General features: G+C 70.9%; 19 protein-coding genes and 1 pseudogene. 11 read left to right on the forward strand and 9 right to left on the reverse strand.

The genetic code is table 11. From position 1 onward, the window contains the following. Positions 1-12: 12 nt before the first annotated feature. From IH68_RS0101750 to IH68_RS0101760, 3 genes are all read right to left on the reverse strand, one after another. Positions 13-474 (reverse strand): excalibur calcium-binding domain-containing protein, encoded by a 462-nt coding sequence (locus tag IH68_RS0101750; RefSeq protein ID WP_030927187.1) that lies wholly within the window; start codon positions 472-474, stop codon positions 13-15. Between the two features lie 112 nt (positions 475-586). After that, positions 587-2,566 (reverse strand): sulfatase, encoded by a 1,980-nt coding sequence (locus IH68_RS0101755; RefSeq protein WP_420718965.1) that lies wholly within the window; start codon positions 2,564-2,566, stop codon positions 587-589. A 176-nt stretch (positions 2,567-2,742) separates the two neighbouring features. Continuing rightward, complete coding sequence (locus IH68_RS0101760) at positions 2,743-4,353, reverse strand: acyl-CoA synthetase (RefSeq protein WP_030927191.1); 1,611 nt, start codon at positions 4,351-4,353, stop codon at positions 2,743-2,745. A 187-nt stretch (positions 4,354-4,540) separates the two neighbouring features. Between IH68_RS0101760 and IH68_RS0101765 the strand changes: the two genes are divergently transcribed. From IH68_RS0101765 to IH68_RS0101795, 7 genes and pseudogenes are all read left to right on the forward strand, one after another. After that, positions 4,541-5,341: a crotonase/enoyl-CoA hydratase family protein gene (locus IH68_RS0101765; RefSeq protein ID WP_030927193.1), complete on the forward strand. Its 801-nt coding sequence runs from the start codon at positions 4,541-4,543 to the stop codon at positions 5,339-5,341. A 140-nt stretch (positions 5,342-5,481) separates the two neighbouring features. Next, positions 5,482-6,423 (forward strand): Zn-ribbon domain-containing OB-fold protein, encoded by a 942-nt coding sequence (locus IH68_RS0101770; protein WP_030927195.1) that lies wholly within the window; start codon positions 5,482-5,484, stop codon positions 6,421-6,423. Further along, complete coding sequence (locus IH68_RS0101775) at positions 6,423-7,469, forward strand: thiolase domain-containing protein (RefSeq protein ID WP_030927197.1); 1,047 nt, start codon at positions 6,423-6,425, stop codon at positions 7,467-7,469. The genes IH68_RS0101770 and IH68_RS0101775 overlap by 1 nt, the downstream gene beginning before the upstream one ends. After that, the gene (locus IH68_RS0101780) at positions 7,466-8,632 is read left to right on the forward strand and encodes a thiolase domain-containing protein (protein WP_030927199.1); all 1,167 of its coding nucleotides are present in this window, start codon (positions 7,466-7,468) and stop codon (positions 8,630-8,632) included. Before IH68_RS0101775 ends, IH68_RS0101780 begins: the two co-directional genes overlap by 4 nt. A gap of 93 nt (positions 8,633-8,725) precedes the next feature. After that, a complete protein-coding gene (locus IH68_RS0101785; RefSeq protein WP_030927201.1) occupies positions 8,726-8,968 on the forward strand; it encodes a DUF397 domain-containing protein in 243 nt (80 codons plus the stop codon). Positions 8,969-9,118: 150 nt separating this feature from the next. Then, on the forward strand, positions 9,119-10,024 hold the full coding sequence (locus tag IH68_RS0101790; protein WP_030927203.1) for a universal stress protein: 906 nt from the start codon (positions 9,119-9,121) through the stop codon (positions 10,022-10,024). Beyond that, positions 10,021-10,576, forward strand: a pseudogene (locus IH68_RS0101795) (ABATE domain-containing protein). Before IH68_RS0101790 ends, IH68_RS0101795 begins: the two are co-directional and overlap by 4 nt. 4 nt (positions 10,577-10,580) lie before the next feature. On the opposite strand, the gene IH68_RS0101800 reads toward IH68_RS0101795, so the two are convergent. Then, a complete protein-coding gene (locus tag IH68_RS0101800) occupies positions 10,581-11,012 on the reverse strand; it encodes a plastocyanin/azurin family copper-binding protein (RefSeq protein WP_051833077.1) in 432 nt (143 codons plus the stop codon). 265 nt (positions 11,013-11,277) lie between these two features. Here IH68_RS0101800 and IH68_RS0101805 point away from each other — a divergent pair, with 265 nt between their 5' ends. Together IH68_RS0101805 and IH68_RS0101810 are read left to right on the forward strand one after the other, a co-directional pair. Further along, a complete protein-coding gene (locus tag IH68_RS0101805; protein ID WP_037884433.1) occupies positions 11,278-14,184 on the forward strand; it encodes a helix-turn-helix transcriptional regulator in 2,907 nt (968 codons plus the stop codon). A 134-nt stretch (positions 14,185-14,318) separates the two neighbouring features. Beyond that, positions 14,319-14,816 (forward strand): hypothetical protein, encoded by a 498-nt coding sequence (locus IH68_RS0101810; RefSeq protein ID WP_030927212.1) that lies wholly within the window; start codon positions 14,319-14,321, stop codon positions 14,814-14,816. Positions 14,817-14,822: 6 nt separating this feature from the next. Here IH68_RS0101810 and IH68_RS0101815 read toward each other — a convergent pair whose 3' ends face one another. Both IH68_RS0101815 and IH68_RS0101820 read right to left on the reverse strand, forming a co-directional pair. Beyond that, positions 14,823-16,793, reverse strand: coding sequence for an N-acetylmuramoyl-L-alanine amidase (locus tag IH68_RS0101815; RefSeq protein ID WP_030927214.1), 1,971 nt, complete (start codon positions 16,791-16,793; stop codon positions 14,823-14,825). Between the two features lie 290 nt (positions 16,794-17,083). After that, the gene (locus IH68_RS0101820) at positions 17,084-18,226 is read right to left on the reverse strand and encodes an aminoglycoside phosphotransferase family protein (RefSeq protein ID WP_030927216.1); all 1,143 of its coding nucleotides are present in this window, start codon (positions 18,224-18,226) and stop codon (positions 17,084-17,086) included. A gap of 244 nt (positions 18,227-18,470) precedes the next feature. Here IH68_RS0101820 and IH68_RS0101825 point away from each other — a divergent pair, with 244 nt between their 5' ends. Beyond that, positions 18,471-19,961 carry a hypothetical protein gene (locus IH68_RS0101825; RefSeq protein WP_030927218.1) on the forward strand — a complete coding sequence of 497 codons (1,491 nt, stop codon included), beginning with the start codon at positions 18,471-18,473 and terminating at the stop codon, positions 19,959-19,961. A gap of 50 nt (positions 19,962-20,011) precedes the next feature. Here the strand turns inward: IH68_RS0101825 and IH68_RS0101830 are convergent, their stop codons facing one another. Continuing rightward, a complete protein-coding gene (locus tag IH68_RS0101830) occupies positions 20,012-21,445 on the reverse strand; it encodes a PP2C family protein-serine/threonine phosphatase (protein WP_030927220.1) in 1,434 nt (477 codons plus the stop codon). Positions 21,446-21,842: 397 nt separating this feature from the next. Here IH68_RS0101830 and IH68_RS0101835 point away from each other — a divergent pair, with 397 nt between their 5' ends. Continuing rightward, positions 21,843-22,256 (forward strand): SsgA family sporulation/cell division regulator, encoded by a 414-nt coding sequence (locus IH68_RS0101835; protein ID WP_030927222.1) that lies wholly within the window; start codon positions 21,843-21,845, stop codon positions 22,254-22,256. Positions 22,257-22,274: 18 nt separating this feature from the next. On the opposite strand, the gene IH68_RS0101840 is transcribed toward IH68_RS0101835, so the two are convergent. Continuing rightward, a complete protein-coding gene (locus IH68_RS0101840; protein ID WP_030927224.1) occupies positions 22,275-22,883 on the reverse strand; it encodes a DJ-1/PfpI family protein in 609 nt (202 codons plus the stop codon). Positions 22,884-22,991: 108 nt separating this feature from the next. Continuing rightward, positions 22,992-24,089, reverse strand: coding sequence for a chemotaxis protein (locus tag IH68_RS0101845; RefSeq protein WP_030927226.1), 1,098 nt, complete (start codon positions 24,087-24,089; stop codon positions 22,992-22,994). Between the last annotated feature and the right edge of the window lie 54 nt (positions 24,090-24,143).

Raw genomic sequence — 24,143 nt, forward strand, 5'->3', positions numbered from 1 at the left:
CAGCGGCCGAGGTCACGGCTTTCGCGGCCCGGCTCCGGCAGCGGCTCGACGCCGCCGCAGCACGACATGACCGCCGACCAGGCTCAGCGCGAGGACAGTGAGGCCGACGCCGCCCGCCACCTCGAAGCCGGCCGGCCCCGTGCCGCCGCCCACGCCTGCATTCACCCCTCGCTGCGGCACGGGCGTGGAGGTGGCCGGGGCCGGGGTGAGCGTGGCGGGGGTGACCGGGGTGGAGGTGGGCGTGGTCGAGGGCGAGGGTCTGTGCGGCAGTTCCTCGCAGGCGATGCCGTCGTGGTCCGCGTCCAGGCGGAACGGGTCGCTCGGATTGCTGTTCAGTACCGCCTGCGCGTCTTCCTGGAACGCGAAGTCGCGGCAGTCCAGGTCGGTCTGTGCATGTGCCACGACGGCTGTCGGGCCGGTGGTCACGAGGAGGGTCAGTGCTGCTGTGCTCAGCACGCGCGTACGTATGTGCATGTGGGGTCCCCCTTCAGCGTCGGTGATCCGATCACCGTCACTGCGACCCTAGGGACGGCGTACCGCCCCGGCGCGTCGTGCTGAGCCGTCCGAAGGACCCCTGCCGGTCAGCTCACCCGCCCTGCGGCCCGTATGCCGTCATGAAGCGGTCCCGGAACTTGTTCATGGTCCACTCCGGGGCGTTGTCGGCGGGCTTGATCCCGTCCGTCCAGCCCCAGTTCGAGACGCGGTCCAGGACCTTCGGGTCGCGGGCGACGATGGTGACCGGCACGTCCCGGTTGCTGGTGCCCCCGGTGACCGTCGGGACGGGCTGGTGGTCGCCGAGGAAGACGAGGACGGTCTTGTCGTCGCCGTAGCGCTGCATCCACTGGGTCAGGCTGTCCAGGGAGTACTGGATCGCCTTGCGGTACTCGGTGCGCACGCGCTTCGCGCTCTTCCAGACCTCCGTGGGGTTCGTGCCCTCCTTCTTGATCTTGTAGAAGACCTTGCCGTTGCCGAGGTCCTTCCAGTCGATCATGTGGGCGATGGGCGACCAGGGGTTGTGGCTGGAGGCCAGGATGATCTCCGCCATGAGCGCGTCGCGGTTCTTCTTGCCGTGCTCCAGCTTCTGGAAGGCCTCCAGGCTGAACTGGTCCGGGACCGGCGTCCAGCTGAAGTACGGGCCCTGGTAGCCGAGGTGCGTGGAGTCGTAGATGTGGTCGAGGCCGAAGTACTTGCCCTCGGGCCAGGCCTTGCGCACGCCCGGGACGATGCCGACCGTGCGCCAGGCGCCGGTCTTCTGGAAGTAGCTGGTGAGGGTCGCGCGGTCGCTGGTGGTCAGGGTGCGGTACCGCTGCTGGTTCTTGATCCACAGGCCGGACAGGAACGTCGAGTGGGCGAGCCAGCTGCCGGCGCCCGTCACCGGTGACTTGAGCCAGCCGCTGCGCGCCGCGAAACCGGCCGCCTTGAGCCTGGCGTCGCCCGCCTTGAGTGTGGCGTCGACCTCCGGTCCCATCGTCGGATCGTCGATCGCCACCCGGCCGTAGCTCTCGATGAAGGTGAACATGACGTCCTTGCCGCGCAGCCCGGTCAGCAGCTGGTCGGACGGTGTCTTGGCGTAGGCGTCGACGGCCATCTGCTTCTTGAAGACGTCGGCGTCACCGAGGCCGTCGCGGACGTACTGCACACGGTTGGCGAGGTACTGGGCGTAGCCCTTGGTGGCGACGGTGACACCGCCGAACTGCACGCCCAGTGTGAAGCAGATGATCCACACGACGCCGAGGACCAGCGTGGAGCGGACGGCGACGGGGCGGTGCCGGGCCAGCACGTTCGCCAGCCGCACCATCGCGAGCGCGCTCAACGTGAGCACGGTGATGACCAGGACGATCACCCCGACCACCGCGAGCACCTCACCCGAACGCCCGAACGAATCCTTCACCCAGTCCGCCCCATCGCTCAGCAGTACCCAGTCGAAGACCAGGTCGAACGGCCGGGCCAGGGTCTGACGGAAGCCCATGTCGAGGCACTTCAGAACGGCGGACAGCCCGACGAACGCCCCGAGCACGACGGCCGTGATCCGCCGTCCCCTCGTCGGCAGTGCGAGCAGCGCGGCCGCGAGGAAGATCGCCTCGACGGGGAGACGGAGGAACGACTGGACCGTGATCCAGTCGAGGCGGTTGGGCACGAGGAGCACGACGAACACCAGCGCAGCGGCCAGGACGGTCGTGCCCACGTGTACGGCCATTGCCGTGCGGGGGTAGCGACGGCGCCAGCCGAACCAGCCTGGGCGGGCGGGGGAGGATGCGGCGTCCGTCGGGGCGGGGTCGCCGGTGGCGGCGGACGTGGAGACGGCGACTGCCGTGTCGCCGGATCCGTCGGTGGTGACGGCGGCGGAATCGTCACTGGTGGAAGTCGGGTGCGGGACGACGGCCCCGGTCGGCGCCTGCTCGTCCTCCGCGCCGTCGGCCGTCTCCTCCGCCGGCTCCCCGTCCGCCGAGGTGCCCGGCTCCGGGTCGGTCGCCACGGGAGCGGTCGAGGCCTCCTCGGCTCTGGTCCTGACCGGTGCGTCCGCGTCCGTCTCCGGCAGTTGACGAGGGGGCGTGAGGTGCGACACCCGTGGGTCCTTCCGTGCGAAACCGCTGATGGCACGGCGGACCGGGCCCGCAGGGCCGAGCCGCCAACCTCGCGTACGGCCCTACGCCACCCTCCGTTCAAACTCCCGGGTCAACCGCGCGCAAAGAGTACGCCCGCCGCCCACGGCCGGCCCACGGCGGGGCCCCGGCCTTCCGCCTAGCGGTCCGCCGCGACCGCCACCTCCCGGGCCCAGCGGTAGTCGGCCTTGCCGCTGGGCGACCGCCGTATCGCTTCGGTGATCACCAGCTGCCGCGGGATCTTGTAACCGGCGAGATGGGTACGGCAGTAGGACTGCACGTCCTCCAGCGAAGGCCGGTGGGCGCCCTCGCGCAGTTGCACCACCGCCGCCACGTGATTGCCCCACTTCGCGTCCGGCACGCCGGCCACCAGCGCGTCGTAAACGTCGGGATGGGACTTCAGCGCCTGCTCGACCTCTTCGGGATACACCTTCTCGCCCCCGGTGTTGATGCACTGGGAGCCACGGCCGAGGACCGTGACCACGCCCTGCTCGTCCACCGTCCCCATGTCGCCGAGCAGCACCCACCGCTCGCCGTCCTTCTCGAAGAAGGTCTCGGCGGTTTTCTTCGGGTCGTTGTAGTAGCCGAGCGGCACATGGCCGCACTGTGCGACCCGGCCCACCTCGCCCACCGCGACCGGCTCGTGGGTGGCAGGATCGACCACCTGCGTACGGGAGTTGACGCGGATGCGGAAGGACTGCCCGGCCCCGGAGTCGGCTGCCGCCGTGCCGTTGAAGCCGGACTCGGACGAACCGTAGTTGTTGAGCAGCATCGCGTTGGGGAGCAGCTCCTGGAACTGGCGGCGTACGGTCTCGGAGAGCACCGCGCCGGACGAGGACACGCTGAACACCGACGAGCAGTCCGTGCCCTTCATGGGTCCGGCCAGGGCGTCGATCAGCGGCCGCAGCATCGCGTCGCCCACCAGCGAGATGCTGGTGACCTTCTCCTTCTCGACCGTCCGCAGCACCTCCTCGGGCACGAACTTGCGGTGGATGACGATCCGTTGCCCGAAGTTGAAGCCGATGAAGGAGGTGAGCGTCGAGGTGCCGTGCATCAGCGGGGGAGTGGGGAAGAAGGTGATCCCGGAGCCGCCGGCCGCGACCCGCTCGGCGAGCTCCTGCGGCTTCCTGACCGGCTCACCGGTCGGCGCGCCCCCGCCCAGACCCGAGAAGAACAGGTCCTCCTGACGCCACATCACACCCTTGGGCATCCCGGTGGTGCCGCCGGTGTAGATGATGAACTGGTCATCGCCCGAGCGCGCCGGGAAGCCGCGCTCCGGCGACCCGCCCGCCTCGGCCTCGGCGAACGACACGGCAGCCGCCCCGTCCTGCGCCCCGCCCACCCGTACCAGGTGCCGCAGCTCGGGACACTGCGGCAGTGCCGTCGCCACCCGCCCGTCGAACTCCGCGTCGAAGACCAGCGCCACCAGATCGGCGTCCCGGTAGAGATACACCAACTCATCTTCCACGTAACGGTAGTTGACGTTGACCGGGACGATCCGCGCCTTCAGGCACCCGAACACCGTCTGCAGATACTCGATGCCGTTGTAGAGGTGCAGCCCGAGGTGCTCGCCGGGGCGGATCCCGGCGTCGATCAGATGGTGGCCGATACGGTTGGCCGCCGCGTCCAGCTCCTCGTACGTCAGACGCCGCTCCGCGCCCGTGCCAGGGTGGTCGACGTAGACCAGGGCCTCTCGCTCCGGCACCACGTCGACGACCGACTCGAACAGGTCGGCAAGGTTGTACTCCACCGCTCCTCCTGACCCCGGCAGCCATGACGAAGAAAGGCGCAACCGTCGGTTCGCCGGTCATCAGAGCAAAGGGGACGACAACTGTGAAGGGTCCGCGCGAAGAAATCTGACTGCCTGTCAGAAAACCCTTGAAGTGACTCCCCGCCTACTGCAACCTGTTCTCGTTCTTTGAGAGGGGAGATGGGTGATGGGTGGGACCGAACACCTCACCGTGCAGCGCGAAGGCGCCACACTGGTGCTCACGCTCAACAGGCCGGACGCCAAGAACGCGCTCTCGCTGTCCATGCTCGTAGGCCTGTACGACGGCTGGATCGCGGCCGACGAGGACGACGCCGTCCGCTCGATCGTGCTGACCGGCGCGGGCGGCGCGTTCTGCGCCGGCATGGACCTCAAGGCCCTCGCGGGCAAGGGCATGGAGGGAGAGCAGTACCGGGACCGCCTCAAGGCCGACCCTGACCTGCACTGGAAGGCGATGCTGCGCCACCACCGCCCCCTCAAGCCGGTGATCGCCGCCGTCGAGGGTTACTGCGTGGCGGGCGGAACCGAGATCCTCCAGGGCACCGACATACGCGTCGCGGGCGAGTCGGCGACCTTCGGGCTCTTCGAGGTCAAACGCGGACTGTTCCCCATCGGCGGATCCACGGTCCGCCTGCAGCGGCAGATCCCGCGCACCCACGCGCTGGAGATGCTGCTCACGGGGCGCCCCTACACCGCCCGGGAGGCCGCCGACGTGGGCCTGATCGGTCATGTCGTGCCCGACGGCACCGCCCTCGCCAAGGCCCTGGAGATCGCCGACCAGATCAACGCCTGCGGCCCGCTCGCCGTGGAGGCCGTCAAGGCGTCCGTCTACGAGACCGCCGAGATGACGGAGACCGACGGGCTCGCCTCCGAACTCAAGCGGGGATGGCCGGTCTTCGACACGGCCGACGCCAAGGAAGGGGCCCGCGCCTTTGCGGAGAAACGGCCGCCCGTTTACAGGCGCGCGTAGCGCTGCGTCGGCTCAGGCCGGTTCGGGCACTGCGGGCCGGATGCGGCTGGTCGCGCCCCCGCGGCGGAGCCGCACATGTCACAGCCCCGCGCCCCTGACAGGGCGCGTCCTCACCGTCGACTTCTCAAGGAGGTGGCCCGGTGGCCGAAGTCCTCAAGGCTCCCCTCGCCGTTGAATTCCCCTTCACCCGCTCCCTCGGCCCGGTCCAGAGTGCCTTTCTGACCGGCCTGCGTGAGCGGGTCGTCCTCGGGGTGAGGACCGGTGACGGCCGTGTCCTCGTCCCACCCGTCGAGTACGACCCCGTCACCGCCGAGGAGATCCGCGACCTGGTCGAGGTCGCCCCCACCGGCACGGTCACCACCTGGGCCTGGAACCACGACCCCCGCCGCGGCCAGCCCCTCGACACCCCCTTCGCCTGGGTCCTGGTCCGTCTCGACGGCGCCGACACCGCCCTCCTGCACGCCCTCGACGTCCCTGCACCGGACGCCGTGCACACCGGCATGCGCGTCCGCATCCGCTGGGCCGAAGCGCGCGAGGGCGCCATCACCGACATCGGCTGCTTCGAGCCGTACGACGGCGAACCGGCCCAACCGACGGGTCACAGCGGCGAGTTCGAGGACGCGATCAGCGGCATCGTCGCCCCCGCCCGCCTCGACTACACCTACTCGCCCGGCCGAGCCCAGACCGCGTACATCACCGCCCTCGCCGAGCGCCGCACGGTCGGCGAACGCTGCCCCTCCTGCCGCAAGGTGTACGTCCCGCCCCGGGGCGCCTGCCCCACCTGCGGCCTCGCCACTTCGGAGCAGGTCGAGGTGGGGCCGCGCGGCACGGTCACCACGTACTGCATCGTCAACATCAAGGCGAAGAACCTGGACATCGAAGTCCCGTACGTCTACGCCCACATCGCCCTCGACGGCGCCGACCTCGCGCTGCACGGCCGTATCGGCGGCATTCCCTACGACCAGGTGCGCATGGGACTGCGCGTCGAACCGGTGTGGACCGAAGGAGCCCGCTATCCCGACCACTACCGGCCCACGGGAGAGCCCGACGCGGAGTACGACACCTACAAGGAGCTGCTGTGATGCGTGACATAGCACTGGTGGCCTTCGCGCAGACCGACCACCGGCGCACCAGCGAGGAGCTCTCCGAGGTGGAGATGCTCATGCCGGTGCTGCATGATGTCCTGGCCCAGACCGGGCTGAAGACCGCCGACATCGGCTTCACCTGCTCCGGCTCCAGCGACTACCTGGCTGGGCGCGCCTTCTCCTTCACCCTCGCCCTCGACGGCGTAGGCGCCTGGCCGCCGATCTCCGAGTCGCACGTCGAGATGGACGGCGCCTGGGCCCTGTACGAGGCGTGGACGAAACTCCTCACCGGGGACGCCGACACCGCCCTCGTCTACTCGTACGGCAAGTCCTCACCCGGCTCCGTACGCGACGTCCTGACCCGGCAGCTCGACCCGTACTACGTGGCGCCCCTGTGGCCCGACTCCGTGGCCCTGGCCGCGCTGCAGGCACAGGCCCTGATCGACGCGGGCGACACCGACGAGCCCGCACTCGCCGCCGTCGCAGCCCGCAGCCGTGCGGACGCCGCCGCCAACTCCCATGCCCAGCTGCGAGGTTCGGTGCCCCAAGGGGACTACCTCGTACGGCCCCTGCGTACCGGTGACTGCCCGCCCATCGGCGACGGGGCGGCCGCCGTGATCCTCGCGGCGGGGGAGCGGGCCCGGCAACTGTGCGAACGGCCCGCCTGGATCCGCGGCATCGACCACCGCATCGAAGCCCACGGCCTCGGCGTCCGCGACCTGACCGACTCGCCCTCCACCCGCCTGGCCGCCGAGCAGGCCGGCGCCTTCGAACGGCCCGTCGACACCGCCGAGTTGCACGCACCCTTCACCTCGCAGGAGGTCGTTCTGCGCAAGGCACTGCAGCTCGGCGACGACGTGCGGGTCAACCCGTCCGGCGGGGCCCTCGCCGCCAACCCGATCATGGCCGCCGGGCTCATCCGCATCGGTGAGGCCGCCGCCGGCATCCACCGGGGCGACTCCGACCGGGCGCTCGCCCACGCCACCTCCGGGCCCTGTCTGCAGCAGAACCTGGTCGCCGTACTCGAAGGGGATCCGCGATGAGCAAGGAACCCGTGGCCGTCGTAGGCATCGGCCAGACCAAGCACGTGGCGGCCCGGCGGGACGTGTCGATCGCCGGACTTGTCCGTGAGGCGGCCCAACGAGCCCTTGAGGACGCCGAGTTGAGCTGGGCCGACATTGACGCCGTAGTCATCGGCAAGGCGCCCGACTTCTTCGAGGGCGTGATGATGCCGGAGCTCTACCTCGCCGACGCGCTCGGCGCGGTGGGCAAACCCATGCTGCGGGTGCACACCGCCGGATCCGTCGGCGGCTCGACTGCACTCGTCGCCGCCAACCTGGTCGCGGCCCGCGTCCACGGCACCGTGCTGACGCTGGCCTTCGAAAAGCAGTCCGAGTCCAACGCCATGTGGGGCCTGTCCCTGCCGATCCCCTTCCAGCAGCCGCTGCTCGCCGGGGCCGGCGGCTTCTTCGCCCCGCACGTGCGCGCGTACATGCGACGCACCGGCGCGCCCGACACGGTCGGCTCGCTGGTGGCCTACAAGGACCGGCGCAACGCCCTGAAGAACCCCTACGCCCACCTGCACGAGCACGACATCACCCTGGAGAAGGTCCAGGCCTCGCCCATGCTGTGGGACCCGATCCGCTACTCCGAGACCTGCCCGTCCTCCGACGGGGCCTGCGCCATGGTGCTGACGGACCGGGCGGGCGCGGCCCGCGCGCCCCGGCCGGCGGCGTGGATGCTGGGCGGCGCCATGCGCAGCGAGCCCACCCTCTTCGCCGGCAAGGACGCCGTGTCGCCGCAGGCCGGCAAGGACTGTGCCGCCGACGTGTACCGGCAGGCCGGCATCGCCGACCCGCGCCGCGACATCGACGCCGTCGAGATGTATGTGCCGTTCTCCTGGTACGAGCCCATGTGGCTGGAGAACCTCGGCTTCGCCGACGAGGGCGAGGGCTGGAAACTCACCGAATCAGGGGTGACCGAGCTGGACGGCGACCTGCCCGTCAACATGTCGGGCGGCGTCCTGTCGACCAATCCCATCGGCGCCTCCGGCATGATCCGCTTTGCCGAGGCGGCGCTCCAGGTGCGCGGGCAGGCCGGAGAACACCAGGTGGAAGGGGCCCGACGGGTCCTCGGGCACGCCTACGGGGGCGGATCGCAGTTCTTCTCGATGTGGCTCGTGGGGAGCGAACCTCCGGACTCGTAAAAGACTCCGGAAAGGTCCCCCTCACGTGGCCTGTCGGCATCAGAAACCGATCGCTAGGCTGGCCGCGGACGACGAATCGGGAGGAGCACGGACGTGGCCGAGAGCACCATCCAGCAGCACCCGCTTGCGGGCTGGGACAAGCCTGAGCTGGACCTCAGCACCGCCGATTGGCACTCGAGCAGCCGTGGCCTGGGGGATGTCCAGATCGCTTTTGTCGAGGGATTCATCGCGATGCGCAACAGCGGCCGCCCGGAAAGCCCTTCCTTGATCTTCACGCCTGCGGAATGGGGCGCGTTCGTGTCGGGGGCGCGGGAAGGAGAGTTCGACCTGACGTGACCCGGCGGCCCTGCGGCTGAGCCGACGGGCCGATCCGGGGGTGTTCCACCCGTCTTTGCGGACACGCGACCTTGAGCGCCCTTCCCGGGCCGATGCCTGAGCGAGGCTGGCCCCGGGAAGGGAAGGTCGTCTCCCGGAGATGAGGAACCCATGAGCAGCACCCTGCCGGTCATCGCGGCGGTGGACGGTTCGGACGACAGCCTGCGCGCCCTGGACTGGGCCCTCGACGACGCCCGCAGACGCGGGGTGCCGCTGCGAGTGGTTCATGTGCGGCAGTACGCCGTCTGGGCGCAGCCCGACATCCTTGCCGCCGGGCCGCCGGAGCCGGGCGACGATCCGGTGCTCGGCCAGGTGCGCACGTATCTGGAGGGGCGGTCCGACCTCCCGGCCGTGGAATACCACGGGCTGGAGGGGGTGCCGGGCGCCATCCTGCCCGAACTGGGCGCCCGCGCCCAGCTGTTGGTGCTGGGCTCCCGAGGGCGCGGCGGTTTCGCCAGTCTGCTGCTCGGCTCCAGCGGCATGGCTGCCGCCCGCGACGCCGAGTGCCCCGTCGTGGTGGTGCCCCGGCCCGGCCGTGAGGTGCACGGCGACGTACCGGTCGAGCCCGGCCCGCGCGTGGTCGTCGGCCTGCCGGTGGACAGCCCCGACGAGGCGACCCTGGCCTTCGCCTTCACCGAGGCCGGGCTGCGCGGCGCCCGCCTCCATGTGGTCGCCGCCTACATGTGGCCCGTGCAGACCTGGGTCACCCCAGGCGAACTCGTCCCGCCGCTGGCCGACCAGCACGCCGTCGAGAACCAGACGTGGACCCTCGCCGAGGGCTTCCTCACCCCGCACCGCTCAAGACACCCCGACGTCCCCGTCGACACATACGCGATGCCGGGCGACGCGGCGGGCCAGCTGGTCGCGGCCTCCAAGGACGCCGGCCTGGTCGTCGTGGGCCGTCACCGCCGCCGCCTGCTGGCCCCCGCCCGCATGATGGGCTCGGTCGCCCAGGCGGTCCTGCTGCACGCGGCGGCCCCGGTGGCGGTGGTACCGCCGGCAACGGGGGAGGGATGAGGGCCTGCGGCCGCTGGGCCCGTCCAGCGGCGGGGCATGCGCACGACCTGGCGGATCCCGCAGGGCTCGCCACCTGGGTCCGTGCCCACCCCGACGCCGTGCCGGAAGCCGTCGCCTTTGTCGCCGACGACGCGAGCCTCACCGCCGTACGCGACCTGCGGGCAGCCGTCCGTGCCCTCTTCGCCCACGCCGTACGCCCCGCCGAACCCAGCCGCGCCGACGCGGCCCGCCTCCTGCCCGTACCCGAAGCCCTCGCACGCCTCAACGCCGCGGACGCCCGCACCCCGACCGTCCCCGTGCTGCGCTGGCCCGAGGGAGCCGAACCCGCCGTCCACAGAAAGGCGGCCGTCGGCGCGCACGACCTCACCGCGACTCTCGCGCAGGCCGCGATCGCCTTCCTCGCCGGCCCCGACCGGCAGCGGCTGCGCGCCTGCCACGCGCCGGCGCTACTTCCTCAAGGAGTACCCGCGCCAGGAGTGGTGCCAGCCCTCCTGCGGCAACCGTGCACGCGTCGCCCGGCACCACCACCGGCACAGGACCGTCCAGGCGTGACGAGTCACCCGACCTGGATGTGCTTGTTCATCCCGAGCTGCTTGTGACTGTCGACCGGGCAGTACAGGTCGTACGTGCCCTTCTTGAAGGTCACCGTCACCATCGCCTGCTGACCGCTCTGGATGTTCTTGGTCTTGGCGTCCTCCACGCCGGGCCCGTCGATGGACAGGGCGTGCGTGACCTTGCCTGCGTTGTCGGCGACGAAGGTGTAGGTGCCCGGTGTGAACGACGACCGGGACAGCTTCAGCCCGTATTCGGTCTCGGTGACCGTCACCCGTGTCCCCGAGGCCTTGCTCGCGCCTGAGGAGGCCGAGCCGCCTCCTCCGCCCCCGCCCCCGCTGGAGCAGGCGGCCAGGACGAGAGCGGCTGCGAACACCGACGCCGTGACCCCGAGTGCCGCACCCGTCGTGCGGGACTTGCGTGCCGTGAGTTCCATGTGGCTCATCCCCTTCCGGGCCTGCCCGCTACCGGTCGGGCTTGTCCGCGTCTGCCACGGGAGACCCTCTATGGTGGATACGGACAGAGATGTCCCATTGTTCAGGGCGGCCTCCACAGCGGTGGCGAACAGCCCCTGAAGCAGCTCGGTCAGTAATGGGCAGACCGGTTCGCGCGACCCCCGCGAGGCGTACGCTGAGGTGCCTGTAGGTCACGGTGCGCGCCCGCTCCCCGCGCGGGCGCACCACCGTGGCAGGGGGTATGCCATGGGGCAGCGCAGTGTGCGGAACAGCCGCACCATCTTCGAACGCGAGAGTGAACTCGCCGCAGTGGACGAGGCGTTGGGAGAGCTCACCGGGCTGCGCAGGGACGGCGCCGAACCGTCCGACCGCCCCCGCGGCGCACTCCTCGCCTTCGCCGGGCGCGCCGGCATCGGCAAGACCACCCTCCTCGCCGAGGTCCGTCGGCGCGCCGCCACCCGGGGCTGCACCGTGCTGTCCGCCCGCGGCGGCGACCAGGAGCAGCGCGTCGCCTTCCACGTCGCCCGCCAGCTGCTGCAGCCCCAACTGGCCGGGTCCGCGGAGACCGATCTGCGGGCCTCGCTGGGCAGTTGGTACGACATCGTCGGTCCCGCCCTCGGCCTGTGCGCCCCCACCGGCGGCGCCCCGCCCGACCAGCAGGGCCTGCGCGACGGCCTCGACTGGGTGCTCACCCATCTCGCAGTGCTGCGCGCCCCGATGGTGCTCGTCCTCGACGACGCCCACTGGGCCGACCCCGAATCCCTGGGCTGGCTCGCCGCTTTCGCACCCCGCGCCGAACAGCTCCCGTTGCTGGTCGTCGTCGCCTACCGGCCCGACGAACTCCCCGACCACGCCGAGTCGTTCAAGGGCTTACCGGGGCGCGCGGGCGGCCGCCCCCTCGACCTGGAACCGCTGAGCGCCGCCGCCGTAGCCCACCTCGTACGGGAGACGCTCGGTGCGCACGCCGACGACGCGTTCTGCCGTGAGTGCTGGGCCGTCACCGCCGGCAATCCGTTCGAGACGGTCGAGCTCGTCGCCAAGGTGCGCGACCGCGGCCTCACCCCGACCGAGACCGGCGCCCATCTGCTGCGCGACCTCGCAGCCGCCGTCAAGGGCAGCGGCCTCATCGCCCGCCTCGAACGCCTGGGCACCTCCACCGTGCGTTTTGCCTGGGCCTGCGCCGTCCTCGGCACCGAGATCCATCCGCTGCTCGCCGCCGCCGTTGCCGGACTCGGCCACGAGGAGGCCGCCGACGCCGCCGACGCCCTGCGCGGCGCCCGCATCCTCACCGGCGCCGAGACCCTCGAATTCGTCCACCCCCTGATCGCCACCGCCGTCTACCGGGCCATCCCGCCCGGTGTCCGCGTCGCCCTGCACGGCCAGGCCGCCTGGTGCGTGATCAACGAGGGCCAGGGGCCCTCCGCCGCTGCCCGTCACCTCCTGGAGGCCCACCCCGACGGCGACAACTGGGTCGTCCAGCAACTGCGCGCCGCGGCCGAGGAGACCCTCCGCGCGGGCGCGCCCGACGCCGCCCGCAGCTACCTCGCCCGCGCCCTGCGTGAACCCCCGCCCTACGAGGACCGCGCCGCCGTCCTGTACGAACTCGGCTCGGCCTCCCTTCTCACCGAACCCGCCACCACTGTCAACCACCTGCGTGCCGCCCTCGAGGAACCCATCGCCGACGCCCACCTGCGCCAGCACATCGTCTACCGGCTCTCCCAGGTCCTCGCCCACAGCGACCGCCTCGCCGAGGCCTCCGACACCCTCGCCCGCGAGATCCGCGTCACCGACGACGCCCGCGTCAAGCTGCGCATGGTCGCCGAACAGTTCATGTGGGACGCCTTCCGCGCCGACGAACCCGACCACCCCTCCCGCTCCCGCCGACTGACCAAACTCGCCGACCGCCTCAGCGGCCGCGACCTCACCGAGCGCTACATCATCGGTCTGCGCACCTGGGACGCGGTCCTGCGCGGCGAACCTGCCCAGGTCGCCCTCCACCACGCCGAACGCGCGCTGGCCGGCGGCCTCGGCTGGGCCGAGCCCGACCGCGGCTTCGAGGTGCCCGTCCTGGTCGCGCTCGCCTTCATGTACGCGGACCGGCCGGGGCGCACGGAAGAGCTGTTCGCGACCGGCATCGCCGACTTCGAACGCCAGGGCTGGCGCGGCGCCCACCTCTCCTTCGCCTACACGCTCCTCGCCTACGTCCGCTACCGCCGCGGCCGGCTCTCCGAAGCCCAGGACTTCGTCATGGCGGGACTCCGGCTCGCCGAGCGAGTCGGCCCCGGCACCCCCGCCCACTGGTACGCCGTGGGCGTCCTCATCGAGGTCCTCCTCGCCCGCGGCCGCGTCACCGAGGCCGCGCAGGTCGCCGAGGACTACTCCTTCGGAGCACCCTTCCCGGCCGCCGTCGTCTTCCCCGACGCCCAGACCGTGCACGGCGAGCTCCTGCTCGCCCTCGGCCGCACCAAGGAGGCGGCCGAGGAGCTGGCCGCCGCCGGCCGCCGGCTGGAACCGCGCGGCATGCGCAACCCCGCCTGGTGCCCCTGGCAGCTCCACCTCGCCCGTGCCGAGAGCCACGACACCCCCGAACGCGCCGTCGCCACCGCCCTCGAAGCGCTCGCCCGCGCCCGCCAGTTCGGCACCCCGTCCGGCATCGGCCAGGCCCTGCGGACAGCCGCCGAGGTCTCCTCGGGCTCGGCCCGCATCAAATACCTGGAGGAGTCCGTCGCCCACCTGGAGCGCTCCCCGGCCGCCTACGAACTCGCCTGCGCACTCGTAGCCCTGGGCACCGAACTCCGCCGCGCCGGCCGCCCCACAGACGCCGCCGAACACCTCTACCGAGGCCTCGACGCCGCTGTCCAGTGCAGCGCCGACGGCCTCGCCGAAACAGCCCGAGACGAACTGGCCGCAGCCGGCCTCCGCCCCCGCCGCCTCCACAGCACCGAGACGGACATGCTGACGTCCCGAGAGCGTACTGTCGCGAATCTTGCAGCCGAGGGCAGCACCGAGGCGGAGATCGCAAAGGAACTGCACTTGGACGAGCCGACGGTCGTACGCCTGCTCTCGGCGGTCTACCGAAAGATGGGCACGGAGAGCACGGGCTTGAGGGCAGCGCTGGGTCCTGAACAGCCGACGCAAGGGGCAACGCCTTAGGGGCGCGGGGCCATATCAATATGCGGCGGCGCCGCGGGGCGCGACCAGCCCCCACAACCCGCACCCACACGACGGCCTCGAAACCCCCGCGACCTCCCGCCCATCGCCGAACGGCACCACGTACCATTGGCGACATGTCGTTCCTCCGCCGCCGCAGCGCCACCCCCGCCGGGCCCGACTTCGACGTACTGGCCATGGACCCGGGCGACTGGCCCGGCAATCTGGGCGCCGGTCTGCTGCCCGCCCCCGACGGCACCTGTCAGGGCGTCTTCCTGCGCTACGACCTGTTCGGCGGCCGCGGCCCCGCGATGATCATCGGCAATCTGCCCGAGGGCTCTCCGGCCCGCGAGACCGCCGAGGACGAGATCCCCTTCGAGGTGGCCCAGCTGCTGATCGCGCTGGAGAACGACGAGGAGGTGAGCGTCGTCGGAGTCGAGGACATGCCGGTCATGCAGGGCGACAATCTCCTGATCGTGCGCCGTCTCAAGCTCTCCGAGAGCCGCATCTCCTGCGTGCAGTTCGACCGCAGTGACAACGTCCTGGTGACCATCGCCGCCTGGGACCGCCCCATCACCGACGACCTGTACGCCCTGCTGAAGCCGCTCCCGGCGGAGCTGTTCCAGCAGGGCTGACACCGGCTACCGGCGGGACCGCACCACCTGTACGTCCGCCGCGCGTACGAACGCCACCCGGTGTCCGAACTGGATCTCGTAGTACAGGTCCTTGCCGGCCACGACCCGGTGCGAGTCGGTGGTGAAGGTGACCGCGTAGTAGTACTCGCCGGGCACCTTGTCGCCGACCACGTACTTCTGCCCCTTCGGCAGCGTGTACGGCAGCGGCGAGACCGCCTGCGCGGGCACCTCGGCCGGGTAGGCCGAGGCCTCCGGGTAGGCCCGCCCGTACACCGGGACGCTGTCCAGGCCCGGCTTCGGGGTGACCACGTAACCCGACGCGTTCACCGCGGTCCGGTGCTTCTTGGGGTTCTTGAACCATGCCTTCTGGCCCAGGTACCAGATCGCCGTCCAGTCGCGGTAGTGGCCGGCCACCGCGAACTGCTGGCCGGTGGACGCCCGCGAGCCCACGTCATTGACGTCGATCGTAGAGTCGGCGTTCTTGTGCAGACCCACGTCCTTGATCAGGGCGGAGTCCTCGTTGTGATCGGAGTACAGCCGCACCTCGCTGGAGCCGTGCGCCGCGCAGGGCTCGTCCTTGGTGACGCAGCCCGTGTACTCCGGCTGGTTGGCCTCGTAGTCGGGCCGGATCGTCACCAGCCCGCCGCTGCGGCCGGCGGCGTTGCGGAAGGGGTGGCCCAGCAGCTCGAAGTAGTGCCGCCAGTCCCAGAACGGGCCCGGGTCGGTGTGCATGCCGGGGATGGCCGACGTCGTCGGGCCCGGCACATTGTCGTGGCCGAGGATGTGCTGCCGGTTCAGCGGGATGCGGTACTTCGCGGCGAGATACCGCACCAGGCGCGCCGACGCGCGGTACATCGCCTCCGTGTACCAGGCGTCGGGCGCGGCGAGGAAGCCCTCGTGCTCCAGGCCGATCGACTTGGCGTTGATGTACCAGTTGCCCGCGTGCCAGGCCACGTCCTTCGCCTTGACGTGCTGGGCGATGAGACCGTCCGTGGAACGCAGGGTGTAGTTCCACGACACGTAGGTGGGGTCCTGGACCAGCTTCAGCACACCGTCCCAGGTGCCCTCCGTGTCATGGATGACGATGTACCTGATGCTCTGCGAGGCCGGGCGGTCGCCCACGTCGTGGTTGCCGTAGTCGTTGTTCCCGAACTCCTCGTACGGCGCCGGGATCCACTGGCACGACACGGACTTCGGGCATTCCGTGCCGTCGGCGGAGACGGTGCGCAGGCCGGACTTCTCCAGTTGCGCGGTGTCGGGGGCCAGGTCCGGCTGGGCGGTCAGGACGACCTGCTGCCCGGCGTCCGTCGTGCGCTGCTCGCCGGTGCGCATCACCTCGTACACGTCGTTCGCGTAGGCCGCTGCCGTCCCCGAGTCGTCCGCGCCCGAGAAGCGGGCCACCGCCCCGTACCACTCCGCGGGGTCCGCGCTGAGCGGCTCGCCCAGGTCTTTCTGCTCGGCGGCCAGCAGCGCGGCACCGCCCGCCACATTGGCGCCGGGGTCCGTACGGAGCCGCTCGGCGCTCAGCCCCGTCAGGCCGGCCGCCTTCGGCAACGTCTTGAGCCGGGGCGGGAGTTCGGAGTTCTCCGGCACCTTAGTGTCCGGGTGCAGGGCGGCGCGGGCGGTGTCCCCGCGGGCGTCCCCCGTGCCGTCGCTGTGGCGCGCGGTGCGGGCGATCGCGGTATGGGCATCGGTGAGGTGCATCGGGCCGTAGCCGGCCGACACGCTCGGCGCGCCGCCGTGCGCGTCCCAGCGGGACTGCAGATACGAGACGCCCAGCAGCACACTCAGCGGCACGTGATACTTGGCGGACGCCGAGGCGAACGCCTGCTGGAGCCGGTCCTCGTCGGACCGGGCATCGGACGGGGCCGCGCCGAGCAGCGGCAGCAGCAGGGCCGCCGCGGCGAGGGCGCCGGCGGTTCTGCGGGCGCGTCTGTGGCCGGGTGCGGACGTGGGGTCGGTGGCAGAGCCTCGCAATGCAGCCTCCTGGGACGAACGAGCGTGGCGGGGCGTGCAGGGCCGAGCGGTGGGTCAGTGGTACCCGCTGGCCGACGATCCGTCAATCATGCCCAGAGGCAGGAGATTTCCCATGTCAACACGAGCGTGGAGGAGTTTCCGGGCGGCGGTGTTCGGGCCTGCGGGGCGTCAGTGGCTTACACCAATGGCCCCTCGCGAAGGCTCTTCCAGAAAGGTTGCCGCGCAGGTCCGGACATACGAAGGTCCGCGGTACGCCGCTGTCCTGGGCGCACCGCGGACCTTCGTCCCCGTCAGCGAGTGCCGACCGCCGCCCGTACGGCCCGTCGGGCCAGCTGGCAGTCGTCGTGCAGCCGCCTGAGCAGCAGCCGCTGTTCCTCGCCGGACGGCGCAGCACCCGGGGGGGCCACTCCCGGTGCCGCCGGGGTCGTGTCGTGCATCGAACGCTGCACGGCTGTTTCGTAGGTACGGATCTCACGGGTCAGTACCAGCATCAGGTTCACCAGGAAGGCGTCCCGCGAGGCCGGGCCCGCCGACTGCGCGATCTGGCTGATCTGGCGGCGGGCCACCGGCGCGTCGCCGAGCACCGACCACAGCGTGGCCAGGTCGTAGCCCGGCAGGTACCAGCCCGCGTGCTCCCAGTCCACCAGCACTGGACCGGCCGGTGAGAGCAGGATGTTCGAGAGCAGTGCGTCGCCGTGGCAGAACTGGCCCATGCCTTGCCGGCCCGCCGAATGCGCGATTCCGTGCAGCAGCTTCTGCAGGTCTCCCATGTCGCGATCAGTGAGCAGTCCCAGTTCGTGGTAGCGGGAGATACGGGCCGCGTAGTCGAGCGGGGCGTCGAAGGTGCCCGCCGGCGGCCGCCAGGCGTTCAGTCGGCAGATCGCGCCGAGGGCCGCCCTGATGTCCGCGCGCGGCGGGGCCTCGGCCGGGTGCCGCTGCAGTGCCGCGACCCGTCCCGGCATCCGCTCGATGACCAGTGTGCAGTTGTCCGGGTCCGCCGCGATCAGTCTCGGCACCCGCACCGGCGGGCGGTGCCGGACGAACGAGCGGTATGCCGCTATTTCATGGCGGATCCGCTCGGCCCATACGGGGGAGTGGTCCAGTAAACACTTGGCGACTGCCGTGCTGCGTCCCGTCGTACCGACCAGGAGCACGGACCGGCCGCTGCGGCGCAGCACCTGCACCGGAGCGAACTCGGGACAGATCCGGTGCACCGACGCGATCGCCGTACGCAGCTGGGCGCCCTGTGGGCCGGACAAGTCGAGTCTCCCGCTGAGCGGTTGGGTGCCGAGACCCGGCACGCGCCGCGTCCGGGCCGCGCCGAGCGCGGGGGCCGCCGGACGCGCGGCGGGATCGAGGTAGGGGCCGCTGCCCGCCGGGCGGGAATGCAGCGACCGGGGCGGGGCGGACACGGAGGACGATGCTGCGTACATGGGCGAAACAGATCCCTTCGTGTGCCTGCGACGACAATGCGCTACCCGACCCGGCACCTCGGATGCACCCTGGGGAATGCATCCCTTGTTCAAGAAGGCGACCGGGTCGGGGTGGCGCTTTCCTACCTGACACCCGATGCCCAGTGGCACACCATCTGGCGAACCCTGGCGAACCCTGGCGAATAGTCGCCCGGCAACTTGCACCGGGCTACTGTCAACTCAGCCGAGAACCTGGGGGCTTGACGTGAGCGGACAACCCAACACCCGCCTATCGGACCTGTTCGGCCTGGCCGGCTGGTCCAAGGGTGAACTCGCGAGGCTGGTCAACCGGCAGGCGGCGGCCATGGGCCACCCGCAGCTGTCGACCGACACCTCCCGGGTACGGCGTTGGATCGACATGGGAGAGATCCCGCGCGATCCGGTGCCACGGGTGCTGGCAGCTCTGTTCACCGAGCGTCTCGGCCGTGTCGTGACCATCGAGGACCTCGGTCTGGTCCGGCACGGGCGTGCGGGGAGACGGCAGGACACCGGGAGTGTGGAACATCCCGACGGTGTGCCGTGGGCGCCCGAGCGGACTGCGGCGGTCCTCACCGAATTCACGGGAATGGACCTCATGCTCAACCGACGCGGCTTGGTGGGCGCGGGTGTCGCGCTCACCGCAGGATCCGCACTCAGCAGCGCCATGTACGACTGGCTGCACACCGATCCCACCCTCTCCGCCGACGCACCCGACTTCGACAATCCCCTGCACGCCGACCCCGCCGGGTTCGACCGCTACGAGGCAGCCCCCATCGGGTCGCAGGAGATCGAGGAACTGGAGCGCTCGGTCGAGGTGTTCCGGGCCTGGGACGCCGCCCGCGGCGGCGGGCTGCAGCGCAAGGCAGTCGTGGGCCAGCTCAACGAGGTGGGCGGCATGCTCGCCTACCGTCACCCCGACCATCTCCAGCGACGCCTGTGGGGCGTCGCCGCCAACCTCGCCGTCCTCGCGGGCTGGATGTCGCACGACGTCGGCCTGGAGCCCACGGCCCAGAAGTACTTCGTCATCGCCGCCCACGCCGCGAGAGAGGGCGGCGACCGGCCCCGCGCCGGAGAGGCACTCTCCCGGGCGGCTCGCCAGATGGTGCACCTGGGCCGGCCCGACGACGCACTGGACCTGATGAAGCTCGCCCAGTCCGGCTCAGGTGACGAGGTGCTGCCGCGCACCAGGGCGATGCTCTACACCATCGAGGCCTGGGCACAGGCATCCATGGGCAAGGGCCAGGCGATGCGCCGCACCCTCGGCCGCGCGGAGGACCTCTTCGTCTCCGACCGGGGCGATGTGCCGCCGCCGAGCTGGATGCAGATGTTCAAGGAGGAGGACCTGTACGGCATGCAGGCCCTGGCCTACCGCACCCTGGCCGAGCACGAGCCGGGAGCGGCCGTGCACGCCCAGCACTACGCGGAGAAGGCGCTGGCCCTGCGCGTCGACGGACGGCAGCGGTCGAAGATCTTCGACTTCCTCTCCATGGCGTCGGCCTGCTTCATCGCCGACGACCCCGAACAGGCCGACCGCTATGCACGCCTCGCCCTGATGTCGATGGGATCCAACTCCTCCCACCGCACCTGGGACCGGCTGCGCCAGATGTACCGGCTCACCGCCGAGTACTCCAGCTACCCGAAGATCAACGAGCTGCGGGAGGAGATCAAACTCGTGTTGCCCAGGACGGCGAAGGGTGGCAACAGCGCACGGGCATAGGGGGCCCGTGCAGCTGTCGCTGCTTCAGCTCACCAGGGCACCGCTGCGGTTCACCTCACCTTGGCGACGAGCAGGCACGCGTCGTTCTCGCGGTCGGCCTCGCCGTACTCCTCCACGACCATCCGTACGCAGTCCTGCGCGGTCGCTGCCTCGCCGAAGCGGGGGGCCAGGTCCAGGAGTTGCTCCACGGTCACGGTCTCCGTACTCCTGCGCCCGGGCACCAGCCTGTCGGTGTGCAACAGGAGCACGTCACCAGGCTCGAGGGTCTCTTCCGCCTGCTGGTAGGAGACCTGCGAGGTCGCGCCGAGCAGGACGCCGTTCGGCGCGTGCAGCCTGCGCCCCGTTCCGTTGCGGAACAGCAGCGGGGCGGGGTGTGCTGCCTGTGCCCAGGTCAGCGTGCGGGTCTCGGGGCGGTAGCGGCAGCAGACGGCGGTGCCGAGGGCGGGTTGCACGGTGGCGTCGAGTAACTGGTTCAGCCAGGACATCAGTTGCCCGGGCTCGGTGCCGGCCATCGCCATTCCGCGCACGGCGCCCAGCAGCGTCGCCATGCCCGAGGCGACGGCCACGCCGTGTCCGGTGAGGTCGCCGACGCTGAGCAGGGTCTGGCCGCCGGGGAGTTCGAGCGCGTCGTACCAGTCGCCGCCGATCAGTGCACTGGTCGACGACGGCAGATGGTGCGCCGCCAGATCCAGTGTCTCGGGCCGTTGCTGCGGGAGCCGCAGGGAGCCACGCCACGGCGGCAGCACGGCCTCCTGCAGCTCGACCGCGAGCCGGTGCTCGGTCTGCGCGCGGTGCTGGTGGCGCTGCAGCGAGTCACGGGTCTCGCTCACCACCTTCTGGCTGCGGCGCAGTTCGCTGACGTCCCGCAGGACCGCCCACATCGAGGCGGTGCTGCCGTCAGTGTCGAGCACGGGCTCGCCCATCATGTGGACCGTGCGCACCTCGTCGTCCGGGCGCACGATGCGGAACTCGCCGTCGATGGGCTTGGCGTCGACGAGGCAGTCCGTGACCATCGCCGTCAGCTTCGCGCGGTCCTCGTCCAGTACCAGGGACGGGAGTTCGTCGAGGGTGAGTGCGGGGGTGGCGGGGTCGCGGCCCAGGATCTGGTAGAGCTCGCCGGACCAGCTCGCCTCGTCCGTCAGCAGGTTCCACTCGGCGCTGCCGACCCGACTGAGCAGCGAGTCGTGCCGGGGTGCGGAGGGCACGGCCCGGGCGAGGTGCGCTGCGTCCGCGGCCGGGGGAACGGGCGGCGGGCCGTCCCGCAGCTGCCCCAAGTGGGTGTCGAGGTCGGTGAGTTGGTGCAGTGCCAGATCGCACAGCGCGCGCTGCCACCGCTCCTGGGGGTCCGAGCCGTCGCCATGGGCGTCCCGCCGTACGGCGTCCACCTCGCCCTTGAGTCGCCGCGTCTGCGATATCAGTGCCTCGACCGAGCCGCGTCCTGGCGGCTGGGCGGCTGGGTGATCCGCAGAGAGGTGGGACGGCATGACGCACTCCGATGCGGGGACGGTACGACCGGGGCCGGCAACTTGAAGGACCGTTACGACTGTTGCACAGCCCGCGACGCCCTGTAAGGGATTTGGCAACACACGATACGGTGGTGCTTCTGGCATATGCCACAGTCTTCACGGAGTGGTCGTGCGGTGCCAATGGTGTACGTCGCAGGCCAGGTCAAGTCGTAGGCAGCGTACGCGATTTGAAGGGTTGTTGAGAATTTCCGGTGCGTGTTCAGTCGCACGTTCGACGACTACTTGTTCTAGATCTCGACATGTGACGCAGGTCACATAAAATCGCAAGCGCTTCCACGTAATGCAAACGGCTTCTGCGGGGTCGTACAAGCACACCGGTAATCCGGCCGACCTCCGACCGCAGTGGAGACCGACCATGGACCTCAGCCTCGAGCAGCCCGCCCGCGGACGTCTGATCACCGCCGACGAGCGGGAGCTCCCGGTTCCCGCGACGTTGCGCTATGCCGCCACGGACCCGCTGGCCGTGCACGTCGACTTCCCGCCCGAGGTCTCCCTGGACGGCACGGGAGTCACCTGGACCTTCGGCCGCGCCCTGCTGGAAGAGGGACTGCGCGCTCCCGCCGGCAGCGGTGACGTGCACATCTGGCCGTGCGGGCAGGCCCGTACGGTCGTGGAGTTCCACTCTCCCCACGGCCTGGCCCTGCTCCAGTTCGACACCGCCGCCCTGCGCCGGTTCCTGCTGCGCACCTATGCCGTGGTGGCGGCCGGCCAGGAGGACATCGGCGCGGCCGTGGAGGAGGGGCTGAACTCGCTCTTCGGCAGCGTCTGAGGACCGGTTCGGGGGGCGTCAGCGCAGTGCGGCCTCGCCCGCGCGGACGGCGTGCAGGGCGCGCTCGACGCTCTGCCGGTTCTCGCCGACCGGGGCCACGTAGTCGAGGACGTCGCGCGCGGCGTCCTCCCCGAGAGTGCGGGTGATGACCCAGGTGGCGAGATACTGCGAGGCCAGACAGCCGCCCGCCGTGGCGATGTTCCCCTGGGCATGGAACGGCGCGTCCAGCACGCTGACGCCGCAGGCTTCGACAAAGGGCCGGCTCTTCCTGTCCGTGCAGGCGGGCATGGAATGCAGCAGCCCGAGCCGGGCGAGCACCAGCGCGCCCGAACACTGCGCACCGATCAACTGGCGTGCGGGGTCGAGCGGCAGCCGGGAGATCAGCCGGTCGTCGGCGACCACGTCCCGCGTCTTCACCCCGCTGCCGATCAGCACGACGTCGGCTTCGGTCACGAACTCCATGGGGCGCTGCCCGGTCACCTCCACGCCGTTCATGGAAGTGACCACCGGCGTCGGCGTCGTGATGAACGCCTCGAGTCCGTCCTTGCGGCACCGGTTGATCAGCGCGGAGGCGATGAAACTGTCAAGCTCGTTGAATCCGTCAAAGGTGACCACGGCGACCTGCATGAACATCTCCTCGGGGCACGGTACCAGGGGGTCACAGTTTCCCAGCGGTGCCGTGCCCGGGTCGCGGGCCAATCGGCCGTCGGTGGCCCGCATCGAGCCGGGCGAGGTTCAGTAGCGCAGGATTCCCGCGATCCCGTGGGCGTCGCCCAGCATCCCGTCCGGAACGAAGCGGACGTCGGCGCCCGTCTCCAGGCACTGTTCGACGATCTCGTCCACGATGTCCTCGCGGGAGTCCAGGTCGCCGCTCTCGGCCGGGATCAGATGGCCGCCGAGGATGTCGCGCACGGTCACGCGGTAGTTCTCCTCGACCGCGAGCAGCCGTACGCGGCCCTCACGGGCGCTCTGCCAGACCTCGTCGACACCGGCGGCGAACGCCTTGCGGCCACGGGCCGTTTCGAGCTCCCGGGCCACGGCCTCGGTGCTTCTGCGGGCCTCGGCGGCGACCTTCGGCCGTACCGCCTGCCACACGGCGTCGGGAGTGCCGTGCGCGAGGCCGCCGTGCGGCACATGCACCGCCTCCTTGGTGACGCTGCCGACCTCGTCCATGGCAGACAGTGCCGCCTGCTCGCCGGTGATGTACAGCGGCCGCGGTTGCTCGCGCAGGACCATGCCCATCGCGGCGTCGGCCTCCCGCAGGAAATGGCGGGTGCCCTCGTCGCGGAAGGTGCTCGGAATGTCGCCGATCTGCTCCTGCCGCTCGGCGTCGAAGTTCACCGGGCGCCTGGTCAGGGGGAATCCGCCGGTCCGGTCCTCCGTGACGCGGTCGGGGCCGCCGCTCCACAGGGTGACCTGGTCGGAGGAGACCGACAGCACCCAGAACGGCCGTTCGGCGGCGTGCGCGGAGACGAGGTTGCGGGTCAGGAAGGTGTCCGAGAGCACCACGCGCTCCGGCACCGTGCGGGCGAGCGACCACACCTGGTGCTCGCCCGGAGCGGCGAAGATCACCAGGCCGTCCTCGGCATGCGCCAGATCCACCTCCTGAAGAGCCTGGTCGAGCTGACGGACCACCTCGGAGCGCCGTTCGCGGGTCACCGCGGGATCGGACTCCAGCTGCTTCTTGGCCTCGGCCACCACATTGCGCAGCCGGACCGGATCCTGGGCGTTTTCGGGCTCCCGGCGGTGTGTGGGCGTCAGCACCGACACTGCCGGATAGGCGCGCGGGCGCCGGAGCTCGGACAGGGTTGAGGGACTCAGGTCGTGCTCCATACCAAGCACGATAGGGCCGTTTCGCCCAGAGGGCATTAGGGGGAGCCACGCCGG

Origin of the sequence: Streptomyces sp. NRRL S-646 (genome assembly GCF_000720765.1) — a bacterium.
In the GTDB taxonomy this organism is placed as follows: Bacteria; Actinomycetota; Actinomycetes; order Streptomycetales; family Streptomycetaceae; genus Streptomyces.